The 17,211-nt window shown below is 41.2% G+C and carries 19 protein-coding genes, 3 tRNA genes and 1 rRNA gene; 4 read left to right on the plus strand and 19 right to left on the minus strand.

Annotated elements, in window-relative coordinates; all coding sequences use genetic code 11:
• Positions 1-247: 247 nt before the first annotated feature.
• Positions 248-1,087, plus strand: coding sequence for a 3',5'-cyclic-AMP phosphodiesterase (gene cpdA / locus DPV92_RS05770; RefSeq protein WP_111354065.1), 840 nt, complete (start codon positions 248-250; stop codon positions 1,085-1,087).
• A 14-nt stretch (positions 1,088-1,101) separates the two neighbouring features.
• On the opposite strand, the gene nudF is transcribed toward cpdA, so the two are convergent.
• Genes nudF through DPV92_RS05785 form a run of 3 tightly spaced genes read right to left on the minus strand, consistent with a single transcriptional unit; the run spans position 1,102 to position 2,879 of the window.
• Positions 1,102-1,722 carry an ADP-ribose diphosphatase gene (gene nudF, locus DPV92_RS05775; RefSeq protein WP_111354066.1) on the minus strand — a complete coding sequence of 207 codons (621 nt, stop codon included), beginning with the start codon at positions 1,720-1,722 and terminating at the stop codon, positions 1,102-1,104.
• A complete protein-coding gene (locus DPV92_RS05780) occupies positions 1,715-2,446 on the minus strand; it encodes a 4'-phosphopantetheinyl transferase family protein (protein ID WP_111354088.1) in 732 nt (243 codons plus the stop codon). The genes nudF and DPV92_RS05780 overlap by 8 nt, the downstream gene beginning before the upstream one ends.
• Positions 2,447-2,450: 4 nt before the next feature.
• Positions 2,451-2,879 (minus strand): EamA family transporter, encoded by a 429-nt coding sequence (locus DPV92_RS05785; protein ID WP_111354067.1) that lies wholly within the window; start codon positions 2,877-2,879, stop codon positions 2,451-2,453.
• Positions 2,880-3,065: 186 nt separating this feature from the next.
• Here DPV92_RS05785 and nhaA point away from each other — a divergent pair, with 186 nt between their 5' ends.
• The gene (gene nhaA / locus DPV92_RS05790; protein ID WP_111354068.1) at positions 3,066-4,247 is read left to right on the plus strand and encodes a Na+/H+ antiporter NhaA; all 1,182 of its coding nucleotides are present in this window, start codon (positions 3,066-3,068) and stop codon (positions 4,245-4,247) included.
• Between the two features lie 187 nt (positions 4,248-4,434).
• Positions 4,435-5,985 carry a phosphoethanolamine transferase gene (locus DPV92_RS05795; RefSeq protein WP_111354069.1) on the plus strand — a complete coding sequence of 517 codons (1,551 nt, stop codon included), beginning with the start codon at positions 4,435-4,437 and terminating at the stop codon, positions 5,983-5,985.
• Positions 5,986-6,049: 64 nt separating this feature from the next.
• On the opposite strand, the gene DPV92_RS09855 is transcribed toward DPV92_RS05795, so the two are convergent.
• From DPV92_RS09855 to DPV92_RS10070, 8 genes are all read right to left on the minus strand, one after another.
• The gene (locus DPV92_RS09855) at positions 6,050-6,187 is read right to left on the minus strand and encodes a hypothetical protein (protein WP_005709024.1); all 138 of its coding nucleotides are present in this window, start codon (positions 6,185-6,187) and stop codon (positions 6,050-6,052) included.
• 31 nt (positions 6,188-6,218) lie between these two features.
• Complete coding sequence (gene mltF, locus DPV92_RS05800) at positions 6,219-7,628, minus strand: membrane-bound lytic murein transglycosylase MltF (protein ID WP_111354070.1); 1,410 nt, start codon at positions 7,626-7,628, stop codon at positions 6,219-6,221.
• 81 nt (positions 7,629-7,709) lie between these two features.
• On the minus strand, positions 7,710-9,008 hold the full coding sequence (locus DPV92_RS05805) for an NAD(P)/FAD-dependent oxidoreductase (RefSeq protein ID WP_111354071.1): 1,299 nt from the start codon (positions 9,006-9,008) through the stop codon (positions 7,710-7,712).
• 114 nt (positions 9,009-9,122) lie between these two features.
• A tRNA-Arg gene (locus DPV92_RS05810) sits at positions 9,123-9,199 on the minus strand.
• 68 nt (positions 9,200-9,267) lie between these two features.
• Positions 9,268-9,344: transfer RNA gene (locus tag DPV92_RS05815), tRNA-Arg, on the minus strand.
• A gap of 13 nt (positions 9,345-9,357) precedes the next feature.
• Positions 9,358-9,452: transfer RNA gene (locus tag DPV92_RS05820), tRNA-Ser, on the minus strand.
• 206 nt (positions 9,453-9,658) lie between these two features.
• Entirely contained in the window at positions 9,659-10,084 is a 426-nt protein-coding gene (locus DPV92_RS05825; RefSeq protein WP_111354072.1) for a YidB family protein, read from the minus strand.
• A gap of 109 nt (positions 10,085-10,193) precedes the next feature.
• Positions 10,194-10,391, minus strand: coding sequence for a helix-turn-helix domain-containing protein (locus DPV92_RS10070; RefSeq protein ID WP_404810741.1), 198 nt, complete (start codon positions 10,389-10,391; stop codon positions 10,194-10,196).
• 157 nt (positions 10,392-10,548) lie between these two features.
• Between DPV92_RS10070 and DPV92_RS05835 the strand changes: the two genes are divergently transcribed.
• Entirely contained in the window at positions 10,549-11,064 is a 516-nt protein-coding gene (locus DPV92_RS05835; RefSeq protein WP_111354074.1) for a hypothetical protein, read from the plus strand.
• Positions 11,065-11,178: 114 nt separating this feature from the next.
• On the opposite strand, the gene DPV92_RS05840 is transcribed toward DPV92_RS05835, so the two are convergent.
• The 8 genes from DPV92_RS05840 to rrf all read right to left on the minus strand — a co-directional run bounded on the left by DPV92_RS05840 (position 11,179) and on the right by rrf (position 17,207).
• Positions 11,179-13,119, minus strand: a complete 1,941-nt coding sequence (locus tag DPV92_RS05840) for a heme lyase CcmF/NrfE family subunit (RefSeq protein ID WP_111354075.1) — start codon at positions 13,117-13,119, stop codon at positions 11,179-11,181.
• On the minus strand, positions 13,116-13,661 hold the full coding sequence (ccmE, locus tag DPV92_RS05845) for a cytochrome c maturation protein CcmE (RefSeq protein ID WP_111354076.1): 546 nt from the start codon (positions 13,659-13,661) through the stop codon (positions 13,116-13,118). Before ccmE ends, DPV92_RS05840 begins: the two co-directional genes overlap by 4 nt.
• A gap of 61 nt (positions 13,662-13,722) precedes the next feature.
• Positions 13,723-13,917 carry a heme exporter protein CcmD gene (gene ccmD / locus DPV92_RS05850; RefSeq protein ID WP_111354077.1) on the minus strand — a complete coding sequence of 65 codons (195 nt, stop codon included), beginning with the start codon at positions 13,915-13,917 and terminating at the stop codon, positions 13,723-13,725.
• Between the two features lie 11 nt (positions 13,918-13,928).
• A complete protein-coding gene (locus DPV92_RS05855; protein WP_111354078.1) occupies positions 13,929-14,669 on the minus strand; it encodes a heme ABC transporter permease in 741 nt (246 codons plus the stop codon).
• 47 nt (positions 14,670-14,716) lie between these two features.
• A complete protein-coding gene (gene ccmB / locus DPV92_RS05860; RefSeq protein ID WP_111354079.1) occupies positions 14,717-15,379 on the minus strand; it encodes a heme exporter protein CcmB in 663 nt (220 codons plus the stop codon).
• Positions 15,376-16,002 carry a cytochrome c biogenesis heme-transporting ATPase CcmA gene (gene ccmA, locus DPV92_RS05865; RefSeq protein ID WP_111354080.1) on the minus strand — a complete coding sequence of 209 codons (627 nt, stop codon included), beginning with the start codon at positions 16,000-16,002 and terminating at the stop codon, positions 15,376-15,378. The genes ccmB and ccmA overlap by 4 nt, the downstream gene beginning before the upstream one ends.
• A gap of 121 nt (positions 16,003-16,123) precedes the next feature.
• Positions 16,124-16,840, minus strand: coding sequence for a DnaA regulatory inactivator Hda (gene hda / locus DPV92_RS05870; protein ID WP_111354081.1), 717 nt, complete (start codon positions 16,838-16,840; stop codon positions 16,124-16,126).
• A gap of 251 nt (positions 16,841-17,091) precedes the next feature.
• A 5S ribosomal RNA gene (rrf, locus tag DPV92_RS05875) occupies positions 17,092-17,207 on the minus strand.
• Positions 17,208-17,211 lie beyond the last annotated feature (4 nt).

Here is a 17,211-nt window from a genome sequence, read left to right on the forward strand (position 1 = left end):
TTACCTATTATTATTTGGAATTTTTATAAATAATAATGATTATCATCAAAGAGATCAAGTGATTTCTAAATAAAAATAATTCTCAACTAACTGATAGGATAAAAAACGAACAACCTTTTACTTTCGAAGGCCGTTCACATTGCAAAATGAAAAAAAAATCCAACATACTTCTCATTTTTGAAAATTGGTTGCTGATCTTCGTTGCATAAATCAGTAAAGTATCGCCATCAATTTAGGGAATTATAAAATGAATACTTTTTATCCACTTGAGCCAAAGAAGTCGGTCATAAAATTACTCCAAATCACCGACCCACATCTTTTCTCAGATACGACAAAAGATCTACTCGGCGTGAATACTTACGCAAGTTTTCAAGCTGTATTAGATGAAATCCAAGCGGAAATACAAACACAAGCAGTTGATTTTGACGCCATTTTAGCAACGGGCGATTTAATCCAAGATCATGAATTTGAAGGCTATTTGCATTTTGCTGAGATGATTCAACCGCTTGCAAAGCCCCTATTTTGGTTGGAAGGCAATCACGACCAACAACCACAAATGAGCTTGCAGTTGGGCAAATTCGATTATATTCGCCCTGAAAAACAGATTTTTGCAGGCGAGCATTGGCAGATTTTGATGCTCAATAGTCAAGTGGCTTCTGCTCCAAATGGTTTTTTATCTAAAGGGCAATTGGCGTGGCTTAATCAAAAGTTGAGCGAAAATCCTGAACGCTTTACGCTGGTGGTTTTACATCACAATATTTTATTTACCAATTCAGCGTGGCTGGATCAACACAGTCTTAAAAATAGTGATACATTGGCAGAAATTTTAGCACTTTACCCGAACGTAAAAGCGATTTTACACGGGCATATTCATCAAGAAGTAGATGCGATTTGGAATGGTATCCGCATTCTTTCCACGCCTTCCACTTGTATTCAATTTAAGCCAAATTGCGATGATTTTACCTTAGATAATCTCCCACAGGGTTGGCGAGAACTTTCCTTGTTTGAGGATGGACACATTGAAACGGAAGTCAAGCGGTTAAAAACGCAAGCATTTTTACCAAATTTTGATTCGCGAGGTTATTAACCGCTTTAGGATTTTTATTGATATCTCTTATAATTCAGTTCTAACCACTGTAAGCCAATGACTGCGATCACGTTATCGATTTTTCCCTCAACAACCCATTGGTAGGCTTGGGTTCTAGGAACTACGTGTACTAAAATATCTTCGTTTTCTTCTTCCAAACCATGGATTGAACCGTTGCCGACTTGGGTACTGTCGATTAAACCAAGGAAAAGATGCAAACGTTCGAATTGTCCACCTGGGCTGTCCCAAACACTTAAGGCGTGTTCGACCTCTTTGACTTCAATCCCTGCTTCTTCAAAGGCTTCACGTTTGGCAACTTCAGCTGGGTTCTCTTCGCCTTTATCCACCATTCCTGCCACTAATTCGAGCAGCCACGGGGTTTGGTCTGAATGTTTTTGATATGCACCAATGCGAACTTGCTCAACCAACACCACATTATCCAATTTTGGATCGTAAGCAATCAGTGCTGCGGCTTCGCCTTTAACAAGTAATTCTCGCACCACTTCGCCGCTGAATTTGCCTGAAAAAAGTTTATGGCGGAAATGGATTCTCTTCAACTCAAAATGTCCTTTATAGACAGTCTCTTCCTTAATAATTTCGAGGTCTTTTTGACCAAATTGTAAGATATTACTCATACGATATTCCTTCATTGACTGAATAAACAAGCGGTTGAAATGTGCAGTTTTTTTGCAAACCGCCATTTTTCCATTCCCATAAATCTAGCTGGTATTTGTTGCAAAATCCAAAGAAATAGGCAAGAAAAAACGGGAATTGATGATAAAAATGCAAAATACCTTGCGGGCAATGCTGGCTTTTAATCGTTTTCTTATTAGGGCGGTGGGTAACTTCAGAGAGTTTAATAATCCCCACGCCTTGCGATTTTAGCACCGCTTCACGTAAACACCAGCTTAAATAAAAGCGTTCGGCTAAATTCGTTAAAACCTGCGGTTTTTCAAGTAACTGTTCCACCTCAATTGCATCGGCATAATGGCGAATAAGCGGTTCAAAACGGCGAATTTTTTGCGGATGCTCTAAATCAATACCGACTACTGGGCTTCGTTCTCCACCTGCTGATTTCGCAAAAATAATGGCGACATAATCGCCCGAATGTGTGATGTTAAAATCAATCTCTTGCTGTGCGAAATAAGGGCGACCATTTTTTGCTCTCTGAATCTGTTCGGCTAAATTTGGATTAAAATTGTGCTTTTTGAGCAATGTTTTCAGCAGGAATTTTGCCATTCGTCGGCTTTTCCAACGCTTTAGCTGGTGTTCGGTTAAATGTTCAGGTGGTGAAAATGGTTCGGCAATAGATTCATCATTGTGAGCGAATACCACATCAATATTGCAAATCTTGCCCATCATTCTACCGCTTGAAAGCAAGTGTTAAAACGCCTGCAACTACTAAGCCGATGCCTAGCCACTCTTGTTGGCTTGGGCGTTCGCCTAAAAACAGAAAAGCAAAAACAGCAACCAGTGCAAGGCTCAATTTATCAATCGGGGCGACTTGTGAGGCGTTGCCCATTTGCAAGGCTTTGAAATAAGCCAACCACGATGCTCCCGTTGCCAAGCCTGAGAGGATTAAAAATAGCCAGTTTTTACCGTTGAGCGAGCTAAGTGGCTGCCATTTGTTGGTGTAGGTTAAAAAAAGAATAAGAGCAAGAATGATAACGATGGTGCGAATAAAAGTTGCAAAATCGGAATTGACGCCTTGTAAACCTATTTTGGCAAAAATTGCGGTGAGTGAGGCAAAAACTGCCGAGGCGAGTGCCCAATAAAGCCAGTGATTTGACATAAATAAATTTCTTTTAGTTTGATATTTTCGATAGACGATATTTTATCAAAATTATGGATAAAATAACTTTTCTTTTATGATAAAAAAATGTTATAAGATAATGGAATAAGTGTGCAAGCGGTCAATTTTACCGTTTGTGTTGCAGTTTTGTTTTCCGATGTTTTTTGCCAATATAAGGAGTGAATGATGATTAGGCAAATTAAGAATTTCCTTAAACTTGAATCTTCAGGCGGTATTCTGCTTTTTACTGCGGCTATTTTAGCGATTATTTGTGCCAACACGAGCGTACAATCTGTCTATTTTGATTTTTTGCAAACCCAAGTGGTGTTGAAGGTTGGGGCTTTTGCGATTGATAAACCACTTTTAATGTGGATTAATGACGGCTTTATGGCGGTCTTTTTCGTGTTAGTGGGGCTTGAAGTCAAACGAGAAATGTTTGAAGGCTCGCTTTCAAGCGTGCGTAAAGCTTCTCTTCCCGCCTTTGCCGCATTTGGTGGAATGATTGTGCCTGCGTTGATTTACTATTTTATCAATCATCATGATCCTGAACTTGTTCGTGGTTGGGCAATTCCAATGGCGACGGATATTGCTTTTGCATTAGGTATTGTCGCATTACTCAGTAAGCAAGTGCCATTACCATTAAAAATGTTCTTGCTTGCGTTAGCAATTATTGATGATATTGGTGCTATTGTGGTAATTGCTATTTTCTTCTCACATGAAATGAGTACGCCTGCGTTAATTGTGGCGAGTCTTGCGATTATTACGTTATTCACGATGAACCGTTATAAAGTGGTGAGTATGATTCACTACTTAATCGTCGGCTCAATTTTATGGGCATCTGTGCTGAAATCAGGCGTACATGCGACATTGGCTGGTGTAATCATTGGTTTTGCAATCCCTCTACGAGGTAAAAATGGTGAAACACCTCTTTACCACTTAGAACATATTTTAGCCCCTTGGTGTTCATTTGTGATTCTACCGCTCTTCGCATTTGCCAATGCAGGCGTTTCATTTGATGGTATGAGCTTAGAAAAATTGACTTCACCCGTGCCACTAGGTATCGCATTTGGTTTGTTTATTGGTAAACCAGTTGGTGTATTCTTATTCAGTTATGTTGCAGTGTTGTTTCGCCTTGCAGGTTTACCACAAGGGGTCAATTTCAAACAGATTTTTGCGATTGCGGTGCTTTGCGGTATTGGCTTCACGATGTCTGTTTTTATCGCAGGCTTAGCTTTCGGTGCGGATAATAATAGCAACAATATGCTTCCATTAGCTCAATTAGGTATCTTAATTGGAACGAATTTATCGGCAGTTTTGGGCTATATTCTATTGAAAGCTACCACGAATAAGAATAAAGTAACGGCTTAATGATTGCCCTCGCTCCTTGTGGGAGAGGGATAATTTCGATGTGTTCAGCATTGAAATTTGGAAGAGAGGTAAGCGGTCATTTTTGACCGCTTTTTTGCCACCTCTCTCTGGCAAAATTACTCAATGCAATTTTCCCTGTCTCTCCCAAGAGGGGAGAGAGTAAACGTTTTTCTTATCTATTCGTATTATGAAATTCACTAATCTTTCTAAACCTACAGCACTGATATTAATTCTTGCAATTACCCTACTCAGCAGCTATTTCCTCCTCATCGGCTCAGGAATGTTCCCAGAACCTGATTTCGGGCAAATTCTGCTGACCAGCGTACTGATTATTTTCCTCAGCTCTAGCAAAAAAGGCTTCTATTTTTTACTGCTTCCGCTAGCAATCATTCACGCAATTTATACGCCAACGGGCTTAAATTTTGGGGCACCAAGTTACCAGTATATCGCCTCAATTTTTGCTACGGATTTGCTTGAAACTAAAGAGTTTTTACAGCAAATGCCAATCAGCAGCTACCTCATCGCACTTGCGATTCCTTTGCTTATCTGGTTGCAATATAAAATCCGTGTGAACGCAGGTATTCAATTTCAACGTAACCGTACCCTCGTAGCACTTTCTGGCTTGCTCTTTGCTTATTATTTACCGATTTCTGAACCACTTAAACAAGCGATCGATTCTGCGGTAAAAATTACCAAAGAGATGCACACGCTTAAAGAGATGGCAAAAGCGAATAATTGGGGCAGTTCAACGCTCGAAAATTCGAAATATGATGATTATGTGATTGTATTAGGCGAAAGTGCTCGCAAAGACTACCACCACGCCTACGGCTACCCTGTGGAAAACACCCCTTTTATGTCGAGTGCGAATGGTACGTTGATTGACGGAATGACCTCCGCAGGTACAAACACCATCGCGTCATTGCGTTTAATGCTTACGTTGCCAAACAAAAAAAGTTGGGAACCACACTATGATTTGAGCTTGCTTGACCTCGTAAAATCCGCAGGCGTAAAAACCTATTGGATTTCTAATCAAGGCTTTTTAGGCGAATATGACACGCCAATTTCCTCTCTTGCCTCCAAAGCGGATGAAACCATTTTCCTCAAAAATGGCGGTAGCTTTAACTCTACCAATTACAGCGACTTTGACCTCTTGCCGAAATTCGCTCAAGTGTTAGAAGCCCCCACACAAGGCAAACGCTTTATCGTATTACACCTTTACGGCTCACATCCATTAGCTTGCGACCGTGTGGAAGATTACCCGAAAATCTTTAAAGAAGGCGAAATCAAATCACAGTATGACTATTTGAATTGCTACATTTCATCCATCAAGAAAACCGATGATTTCTTAAAACGTACCTATGAAGAATTGAAGGCAAATGAACAAAAAACGCAGCGTTCATTCTCAATGATTTATTTTTCCGACCACGGTTTATGTCACCAAACTAACGAAAAAGATGGAGCAATTTTGTTCAACCAAAACTGCCACAGCCAGTTACACCATAATATTCCGCTATTTAAAATTTCGTCCGACGATACTGAACGCCACGAATATAAGGTGTTCAAATCAGGCTTAAACTTTTTAGAAGGCATCGCTCACTGGGTGGGGATTCAAAATCCAAAACTTGGCAAGGAAGATCTGTTTTCAAACCAAGCAGATAAAGACGACTATGGTTTGCAAAAACAGATTAAAGAGAAATATCGTAAAGATGCAGATCCTGCACTGGATGTGAGAAAATAAATAATTTATATAAGATTACCCTCTAAAGCAAAATCTTTAGAGGGTAATTTATTTCAAAATCTTATCATCCTTCAGCCATCAACGTAAACGCGATTTCTCGGCGTTCTTTAATTAGGCGTTTACGTTTCCAAATATGCATAATTCGACGATTCTTATTCGTTGTTAATGTTCTCTTCTGCTTCAATCTTCCTTTACGTTTCATTTTGTTTCTCCTGATTTAAATTTTCTTCAGTTTATTTATCTAATTCTTTTTGTTCTTGTTGAAGTTTTTGCTCTTCAATACGTAAATGATTTACGAGACTACTGTGATATTTACGGATATTTTCAACATAACTAAATGCCTCGAAGCCTCGTGCATAGCCATATTTTAAATTGGCGTAATGACGTTTTTCCGCCAAAAGCGGTAAATTTTTCTTCACATCTAACCAATTATCGGGGTCACCACCAAGCTGTTTAGTTAAACGGCGAACATCCAATAAATGCCCCAATCCCATATTATAAGCCGCTAAGCCATACCAAATACGATCTTCTGCAGGCACAGTTTCGGGAATTTGTCTAATGAGCATATTCAGATATTCTGCTCCGCCACGAATACTTTGTTCTGGATTCGTACGATCTAACACCTTCATGCGATCTGCAGTATCACGTGTCAACATCATCATGCCACGAACACCTGTTGACGAAGTTGCAGCAGGATCCCAACGCGATTCTTGATATGCAATTGCCGCCAACATCGGCCACTCTAGCTCACCTTTGTGCTTCTCAAATAAAGCACGATATTTGGGCAACACATTTTTGACCGCATTAAGGTAAATGGTGGCATCAGCATAATCAAAGCGGTTCAAATAGTTAAAATATTTTTCTTCAATCCTCGCAATCAAGCCCGTTTCGTTGGCGTTATCCATAAAATCCAGGACGGATGCCTGCAATTCGCTAAATGAGCTCTTGCCAAAATACCATACCACTGGCATTTCATCGGTTAAATCAAAACCGACTGCAAGATTAGGGTTGATATATTGTGCGGAAGAAATATCCACCGATGGTGCAATGGTGTAAGGAATTTTTCCCTCAGCCACTTGTAAAAGAAGCTCTTCTTGAGTGAATTTATCCATCGTTTGCCATTTTACAAGCGGTTGATTTTCTTTTAATTGTGCCAAAATTGGGAGCACTGGCGAACCAACAGGTATAAGGATTTCCGCTTGCAACTCATTTAATTTATACGGGCGCTGCGTACCTTTTTTATACGCGACTTGCCAAGAAGCAGAGTAATAGCTTGTGCCAATTTGAAACTGTTCACCACGTTCAGGCAGATAAAGCAAGCCCGCAGCCGCCATATCAATACTGTTCTCTTTTAAGGCTTGGAAAAGCTGTTCACTGTTATCAAATAGCGTAATATTCAACTCCACCGCTAAATAATCAGCAAAAGCCTTGCTGAGTTCATACTCGATCCCAGCTTTTCCTTCTGCATTGACAAAATAAGAGAGCGGATGATTTATCATCCCTACTCTCAATTTTTTCGTATGCTGAATTTGCGTATAACGGTTTTCTTCGGCCTGCATCAATTTTTGCCACGGGTAAACCATATCCCACGACCATAAAAAGAGAGCAATAGCTACCGTTAAGAGAAGAAATAGACCTTTCAAAAATACCTCTTTGAATAATGAAACTAAAAGAGTCACACTTTGACAAGCTCAGAGACCGTCATTTCAGTTAAAATCTCAGATTTAACGATATTTATCTAAAAACCGGTAGTAAGGAACGCCTACCTTCAACGCCATTTTCTTAATCCACTTTCCACCATAAAGATGGGGCACTTTCAATCCTTCAAAAATCGCAAGGCGTTCATCATTACCACAAATCGCTTCGCTAATAATTCGCCCAGCTAAACCCGTGAGAGCCACACCGTGTCCTGAGAAACCTTGTGCGAAATAAACATTTGGTTTCGCTCGCCCAAAATGTGGGGAGGAATTCATCGTCATATCAATCGGGCCTGCCCAGCCGTAATCGATTTTAGCATCTTCTAACTGAGGGAACACAGCCAACATTTCTGAACGCATTTTAGCGATCATATCAACATTAGTGCTAGAATCCGAGCCAAACAGCAAACGGTTATCTGCCGACAAGCGATAATAGTCAAGCAATAAATTGTTATCGCACACCGACATTCCATTGTTAATCAGGCTATCCGCCATCGTTTGAGAAAGCGGTTCAGTCGCGATAATAAAACTTTCCACAGGCAAAATGGTATTTTCAATGCCAAAAGTGATTTTTTTAGAAAGCGCATCAATGTAAGCATTCACTGCCAACACTACATTTTCACAGCTCACGGTAAAGTTTTCGGCAAAAACGAGCGCTTGTGTATCACTTTTTACTTGAATTTCAGTGGCAGGCGAATGCTCATAAATTTCAATACCCGCTTCAACACAAGCTTTTGCCAAGCCTAAGCAATAATTAAGCGGGTGTAAATGCCCAGAATTGCTATCATATAAACCGCCCACGTAAATATCGCTACCCAAATGCTGCTTGAGTTGTGCTTTATCCCAAAGTTGCATATTGGTATAGCCACATTGCTCCTCGCTCGCTTTTTGCATTGCGATTAGGTCATCCATTCGACGATTATTGAGGGCTAATGTTGCGTAGCCTTTCTTCCAATCGCATTGAATGCCATACTTTTGCACTCGTTCGTCAATAATATCGATCGCTTCAAGAGACATATCCCATAATTTCCGTGCTTTCTCAAAGCCGATATGATCGATATATTCATCAATACCTTCTTCAAAGCCGTTAATTGCTTGCCCCCCCGAACGCCCCGATGCACCAAATCCCACACGAGCGCCTTCTAAAACAATGACTTTTTTGCCCTTTTCAGCCAGTTCTAAAGCAGTAGAAATCCCTAAAAAGCCTGCGCCAATCACGCAAACATCAGCAGATTGATTCGCAGAAATTTTCGGGAATTGAAGATCGAGATTACGGGAATCGTAATAATAAGAAGAACGATGTTCTTGATAAACAAAATTTAGCATAAAAAAATAAGATTGATTAAATAAAAATAGGTGCGATCGTAATCACAAAAGCGATTGAAATCAACGAATATTTTATTTAAGAAATTTCAAGAAAAAAGAGATAGAAGTGAAAAATGGCGCACCCGAGAGGATTCGAACCTCTGACCGCTCGGTTCGTAGCCGAGTACTCTATCCAGCTGAGCTACGGGTGCGTATTGAATTGTTGTGAGAATTTATTTTATCAACGACCATTTCAAACTGAATAGAGCAAAGTTTAAAATGGCGCACCCGAGAGGATTCGAACCTCTGACCGCTCGGTTCGTAGCCGAGTACTCTATCCAGCTGAGCTACGGGTGCGTGATAAAGTAAATGGCGGTGAGAGAGGGATTCGAACCCTCGATAGAGCTTTTGAACCCTATACTCCCTTAGCAGGGGAGCGCCTTCAGCCTGCTCGGCCATCTCACCACTCACTGTGTCTTTGTGCGGTGCATATTACTAGATTTAAAAAATATGTCAAACGCTTTTCTGAAAAAAATCTTGAATTTGTTTACACTTGCCTACTGATTAGGCGAAATGTTTATTTTTTAGGAATTTTAAAACAAAAACGGTGAAATTTTGCGAAAGGTTCGTAAATCTTCCTCAAAATTCCACCGCTTGCTTAAATTAAATGATTAGCTAAATAATTTACCTAACATCCCTTTTGCCGCTTGTGCCATCAAATCATTCACGTTTAGATTATTTAAATCAGGCAATTGACCGTTTGGCGTGAGCATATCCACCATTTTCGGTAAATATTCCGCAAGTAAATTGCTCGCATCGAGTTCAGATACCCCCACTTTCTCCGCTGCTTGGCTCATATTTTCCTGCCCTACAACCTCAACGACTTGATTAGCAGAAATTGGCTGATTTTCCTCATCAGTGCTAATCCACGATTTCAAAATACCTTCCAAACCGCTTTCTTGAAAACGCTTAATAATGCCTTCAATTCCACCTTGAGATTGTAACAACGCTTGAATTAACTGCATTGCAGTAGATTGACCATTCCCACTATTATTCAAAATAGATGACGCGACCGAGCCTAAAATATTACCTAACATAAAAATACTCCTAAAAGAAATGTCCTTTAAAACGAGGGCATTCTAACTGATTTCTTAGTATAAAACTGTCAATTTACAAAAAGTTGTGTAAATTTGACCACTTGTTGAACTACTTATTTTCTCCTCGATTTATCTCTTCCGTTTGCTGAATAAGTTCACTAGCTGAACATTGTAACCCATTTGCGAGTTTAAAGATTGTCGTTAAAGAAGGTTGTTGTTGCCCTAATTCTAATTTACTCACATAAATTCGCTGAAGATCAGCCTCAAATCCTAATTGTTCTTGCGAAAGTTTTCTTTCTTTTCTCAATTGGCGTATTACTTTACCAAAACAATCACTATATTTTCCAAAATAAACCTACATTGATAAAATTCCTATAATTGTATGAATTTCATCAATATGTTATATTTTAGTCTTCATATAGTAATATGAATTTATCAAACTTTAGGAAATTAAGGAGCATAAAATGAAGCAGCTTTCTTGTGCACTATTACTTTGTTTAGGATTAACAGGTTGCCAAGCGGTAACCGACACACTATCTACGGTAAATAGCGCCCTTGGTTCTGTTAATTCTGCATTATCTGGGACAATGATTAGTGCTAATGCTCAAAACTCTGCCGATAACTCAGTGCAAAATGCAAAACCCAATAGCGGAGCGAAAGCATTGTATAACGAAGCAAAACCAGCTATTTCCAAATATGTAGCTGCCGTTGCCTGTAACAACGAAAACCTGCTTAAAATTTATGCAGATCCAGACAGTACCGCTCCAAGTGAAACCATTCTTCCTCAAATACATATGCGTCATCATAAATCAGGTTGCTTAAATGTATCGCGTATAGAAAAAATTGAAAAAAAAGCAGCTAATGCAATCCTATTCCAAGTTGTCTATGTCTCTCCTCAAAGTGAAGAAGTTGATAGAGTCAGACACTCAGCTATCAAACAACCAAATGGCGAATGGCTTTTCAATTACTTCGGCTATTAAATAAGCGGTGAAATTCCTCAGAAAATTTGCAAATCTTCCTAAAAATTTCACCGCTTGAGCCTATGGCTGACGCCATAGGTTACGTATAAATCAGCCCCTCTGGGGCTGTTTAATTTATTCCCTCACCCGAATTCGATAACGTTTATCGAGCATACAGAGCAAGCCGCCTAATGCCATAAATAAGCCACCAAGCCAGATCCAGCGGATAAACGGTTTATAGTAAAGGCGTAACCCCCACGAGCCGTCATCTAACTGCTCACCAAGTGCGGCATATAAATCACGGGTGAAGCCCCAATCAATAGCCGCTTCGGTCATCCCCATTTTACTGACGTTGTAAAACCGTTTTTCTGCGTGAAGCGTAGCTTCTAGTTTGCCATTGCGGGTGATTTCAATATCTGCCGTACCGCCTTGGTAGTTCGCACCATCAGTAATTTTCAAGCCTTTAAAGGTGAAGTTGTAATCCAAAATCTGCACACTATCACCTTCACGCATTCTCACGTCTTTTTCGATGCTAAAGTTGTGGCTCATAGCAATGCCGAACACGGTCATCGCCACACCTAAGTGAGCGAATACCATTCCCCAGTGAGAACGAGAAAGTTTTAACATGCCCGTCAAAAATGAATGACGATGTGTGGCACGGGTGTGCATTTCATATAGGCTAAGAATGACGATAATCGCCGACATCATCACGCCCATTACCGATGTAGCAGTAATGCGGTCGCCCACCAAATAAGGCAAGCCGAAGCCGAGTGCAATCATCATCACCAGCGAAATCATCACAGGCGTGCGGATTGCCGAGATTTGATCACGTCGCCATTTTACCAACGGTCCGATGCCTAAAATAAAGGCGAATGGCACCATTAAAATCAGGAACATCTGGTTAAAAAACGGTGCACCGATAGAGACAGAGCCCAAGCCGATTTGCTTGTGAATGAGCGGTAAAATCGTACCTAAAAAGACCACCGATAAAAATGCCATTAACATCACGTTGTTCAATAACAACAAGGTTTCACGCGAATAGCGTTGGTAGTTGTCCAAACTTTTGATTTTCGTCCCTTGGAACGCATAAAGCAGTAGCGAGCCGCCAATCACAAACACCAAATACGCCAAAATGTACAAGCCGCGAGTTGGATCAGAAGCAAAAGCATGAACCGACACCAGAATACCCGAACGCACCAAGAATGTGCCAAGTAAGCAGAGCGAGAAAGCAAGAATTGCCAACAACACCGTCCACGCTTTGAAGGTACTGCGTTTTTCAGTTACTGCTAATGAGTGAATCAGTGCCGTGCCTGCCAACCAAGGCATTAAGGACGCATTTTCCACAGGATCCCAGAACCACCAGCCGCCCCAGCCGAGTTCGTAATACGCCCACCAAGAGCCAAGCACAATACCTAGAGTCAGGAAAACCCACGCTGCCATTGTCCACGGGCGAGACCATCTTGCCCACGCGGTGTCGAGTTTGCCCGTCATCAATGAGGCAATCGCAAAGGCGAAAGCAACCGAAAATCCTACATATCCCATATAAAGCAGCGGTGGGTGGAAAATCAAGCCAACATCTTGCAACATCGGGTTAAGTTCACGACCATCGGCAGGGAAATCAGGGAAGGTACGGTTAAATGGGTTCGAGCTGAAAATAATGAACACCATAAAGCCAATGCTGATTAAGCCCATCACGCTCAATACGCGCGCCACAGCTTCCTCTGGCATTTTGCGGGTAAAAGTCGCCACGCCTACCGCCCAGAGTGCCAACAACCAAATCCAGAGCAACAACGAACCTTCGTGTGACCCCCACACTGCGGATAAACGATATTGAAGTGGCAAGGTTGAGTTCGAGTTATTCACGACATATTGCACGCTAAAATCATTCACAGCGAATAAGTAGAACAACGAACCAAACGAAAGCGACAACGCCAAGAACATCGCCCAAGTGAGTGGGCGACCAAGGCTCATTAGCTTCGCATTGCCTTTTTCAGCTCCAACAAGCGGTAGAATTGCTAAGAAAATTGACAAAGCGAGTGCCAAGGCTAAGCCATAATTGCCGAGTTCCGCAATCATTTGCTTTCTCCTTGCAAGGTTTTGAGCGTACGCTCAATTTCGGCTTTATCATGTTCTGATTCACCTTTTAAATCCGCTTCAGAAATTCCCATTGCACCATGTTGTTGCTTCATTTTATCGCCCAACTCAGGTGGCATATAGTTTTCATCGTGTTTTGCCAACACCTCTGTCGCACGCAAACGAGTTGGCTCAATCAATACACCTTGTGCCACAATACCTTGCCCTTCACGGAATAAATCAGGCAAAATGCCTTCATATTCAATTGTAATAGCAGGGCCGATGTCGTTCACATCAAATTCAACTTTAAGCGTTTTCGGATCGCGCTTCACCGTACCTTCCATCACCATTCCGCCCACTCGGATACGTTGCCCTACTTCAGGTTTTTGGTTTGGATCATCATTTTTACCTTGTACAATTTCAGAAGGCGTATAGAACAGGTCGATGTTTTGGCTCAGTGCATACAGCGTTAAGCCAATTGCCACGCCTATGCCCGCGAGCACCGATAACACAACTTTTAATCGAGATTTACGTCTTGGATTCATTTTTTACCCACACAAAAATTAAAATATGCAAAAAGAAACTATAAATTGACCACTTGAAAGGCTATTTATTCGCTTGAGCCTCACGCACTAACTCTTTTTTCACTTGAGCCACAATCTGCTTTTGCTCACGCTTTGATTGCCAAATCAGCCAACCCATTGCCACAAACGATATGCCGTAAGAAAGCCACACATAGAAACCGTAGTTTCCCATTGCGAAGAAATCCGCAAGAGAGTCAAATTTAAATTGAAGTTGCATCGTATTCTCCGTTACTTAAAGTTGCTCACTAAGGCTTTTACCCAAGGGCGTTTGCGTTCATCTTGTAATAATGCGATCCGATAACGCCAGATGCTGAACCAAGCGGTAAATAAAAGGCTGCCGAAAATCGCCAACAATAGCGGAATCAACATTTCAGTTGCCATTGAAGGCTTGTCTAATTTCGTGATCGTCGCGCCCTGGTGCAAGGTGTTCCACCATTCTACCGAGAAGTGAATAATTGGTAAGTTAATCACCCCCACCACAGCGAGCACACCCGCCGCTTTCGCACCTGTTTGTTTATCTTGGAAAGCTGAATAAAGTGCCATTACACCGATATAGAGGAAGAAAAGCACAAGTGCAGAGGTTAAGCGAGCATCCCACACCCACCAAGTGCCCCACATTGGTTTCCCCCAGATTGCCCCTGTAACAAGCGAAATAAAGGCAAATACCAAGCCGATTGGTGCCATTGAAATCATCGCAAGGTTTGCTTGACGAATTTGCCACACCAACGCAATTAAGCCTGCCAATGCCATTGAACCATACACACCCATTGACCAAATCGCAGCGGGCACGTGAATAAAGATGATACGATAGCTGTCGCCCTGTTGGTAATCTTTTGGGGCGAAAGCTAAGCCTAAAACGAAGGCGATTGCCAGCAAGATCAGGCTTAAATAGCCAATCGTAGGCTGAATTTTCCCTAGCAAGCGATATTGCGTTTCAGGCTTAGCGTAGGGATGCAGAAATTTCCACATAGAAAAAGCTCCAAATTGGTAAAATATCAATTAAATCATACCGCTTGCTATTGCAGGCTAATGCGTAATGCCCCAGCAATCGCAAAAGGCGAAAAAGTTAAAGTGATGGCTAAAATCGCCCCAATAATCGCAAGCTGACCACTGTAATTCATATTTAGCGTTGCTGCTTCAAGCACTGCTGCTGCAAAAATCAACACAGGTAAAAAGAGCGGTAAAATCAACAAACTCAACAGCGTCCCACCTTTTCGTAAACCAACGGTTAAAGCCACACCAATTGCCCCTAAACAGCTCAGGATTGGCGTGCCTAATAACAGAGTGAGCACCAAAGCCCACCACACATGAGTTTCAAGCGAGAGCAAAATAGCCGCAATAGGTGAAAGCAAAATCAGTGGTAATCCTGTCAGCAGCCAATGTGCTATGACTTTGGCAAGTGCCACTTGCGGTAAGCCAACCGGCAACAACATCAATTGCTCTAATGAGCCATCTAAATAATCATCACGGAAAAGGCGTTCAAACGAGAGCAATGCCGATAATAATGCAGCAACCCACGCAATGCCTGAAGCGATTTTTCCCAGAAGTTCAGGGTTCGGCCCCATCAACAATGGGAAAAGCGTAATCACGATCAGAAAAAACCAGAGCGGATTCAGAATTTCAGCAGGTCGACGAAATGCGATAGTTAATTCTCGTTGAATGATGTTCAATAAAATCATAGTTTAAATTGATCCAAAGAAATCGCTTTTAAATGAGGATTTTCTACCGCTTGATGACTAGTGAAAATCACCATTCCCCCATTTTGGCAATGTTGCTCAATATGGGCAATTAAATCGGCTACACCTTTTTTGTCAATCGCGGTGAACGGTTCATCTAAAATCCAAAGTTGCTGTTTAGTTAGCCATAATTTTGCTAATGCGACACGGCGTTGCTGCCCCGCAGAAAGATGCGAACAAGGCAAATCTTCCCGACCAACTAATGCAACTTTTTCAAGTGCATGCCAAAGCGCTTCATCACTTAATGCTAAGCCCTGCACTTTTTGATAAAAACGCAAATTTTCCCACGGTGTCAATTCGGGTTTAATCCCTGCGTGATGCCCAAGATAAAACAGCTCACTATAATATTCTTCGCGACATTTTTGGATTTTTTTCTCATTCCAAAGTACTTCACCTTCAGCAGGAAATGCCAAGCCCGCAAGAATGCGTAAAAGGCTTGTTTTACCAATGCCATTATGACCTTCAATTTGCACCCAATCGCCTTGATTGAGCGTAAAAGAACAACCTTCAAACAGACGATTTTCGCCACGTTCGCAAGCAATATTGTTAAGCGTAAGTTGGTTCATTTACATAACACGGATAGGGTATTAAAAGATAGACAAGTTTACCATAATCGATATGGTTAGCGTAAAAAACCAGATACCTATTTAGAGTGATCAATTTGTTTTAAAACAAACTTATGTGAGTTTATAAGCTAAGCACTTCTTTTACAAAAGGCACAGTGAGTTTTCGTTGAGCTTGCAAAGAGGCTCTGTCAAGAATATCTAGCTTTTTGAGCAACACAGTAAGATCATTTCCTACCCGTTTTAATAAGAAATTAGCGACCTCATCTGAAAGCTCCATACCTTTTTGATAAGCATTATTTTGTAACACGATGCGTTTTTGATCATCGCTCAAATCTGCAAGCTGATAGACTTCTCCCCAAATAAGTCGGGAATGTAAATCTGGCAGAGCGATTTTTAATTCGTATGGCGGACAGTTTGCACTAATCAACAACAAGGTTTTGTGTTCGCTACCAAATAATCCTTGCTGTTCGCGAATTTGATTGAAGAGATCGAAAATTGCCAGCTCCCACTCCTCATTACCGGTGATCGTTTGGAAATCATCTAAACATACCACATCCATTTGAGCAGCATTTTCCAGTACTTGAGGTGAAAAGTAGCGAGATTTATCCAGCGGAATATAACTTGCCGATTGTTGATTAAAGAGATACTGATTGGTAACGGCTTTTAAGAGATGACTTTTACCACAGCCCTGATTCCCCCAGATGTAGAAAAACGGCTGTTGGATATCCACGAAATTTTGGCGTAGCGAATCCAACAACACTGGATTGTTTTCTGAATAGAAATTTTCAAATGTTTCATCATCATTTTGATGAATAGGGAGTGAGAGTTGTTGGTTAATGGTCTGATTGCCTTTTTGTTAGAATATTGTGCTAAGGATAGCGGAAAAGGGAGGATTTGGGAAGAGAAAGAAACTTCTCATTATTATTGATATGCGAGGTCAATATATTACTTCTTGATGCCCTTCATGGAAGATATAGATAAAAAAGCGGTAATATTTTAAGGATTTTTTGCAATTTACCCTTAGCTCGATAAAAAGCAAAAAACCCCGGACCTTACGATACGGGGTTATTCACTTTCGCTTTAAATTCAATCTGGCGATGCCCTACTCTCACATGGGGAAACCCCACACTACCATCGGCATTACGGCATTTTACTTCTGAGTTCGGAATGGAGTCAGGTAGAACTACCGCACTATGGTCGCCAGAATAT

This window comes from Pseudohaemophilus paraphrohaemolyticus (genome assembly GCF_003253115.1).
GTDB classification, from domain to species: domain Bacteria; phylum Pseudomonadota; class Gammaproteobacteria; order Enterobacterales; family Pasteurellaceae; genus Haemophilus_A; species Haemophilus_A paraphrohaemolyticus_A.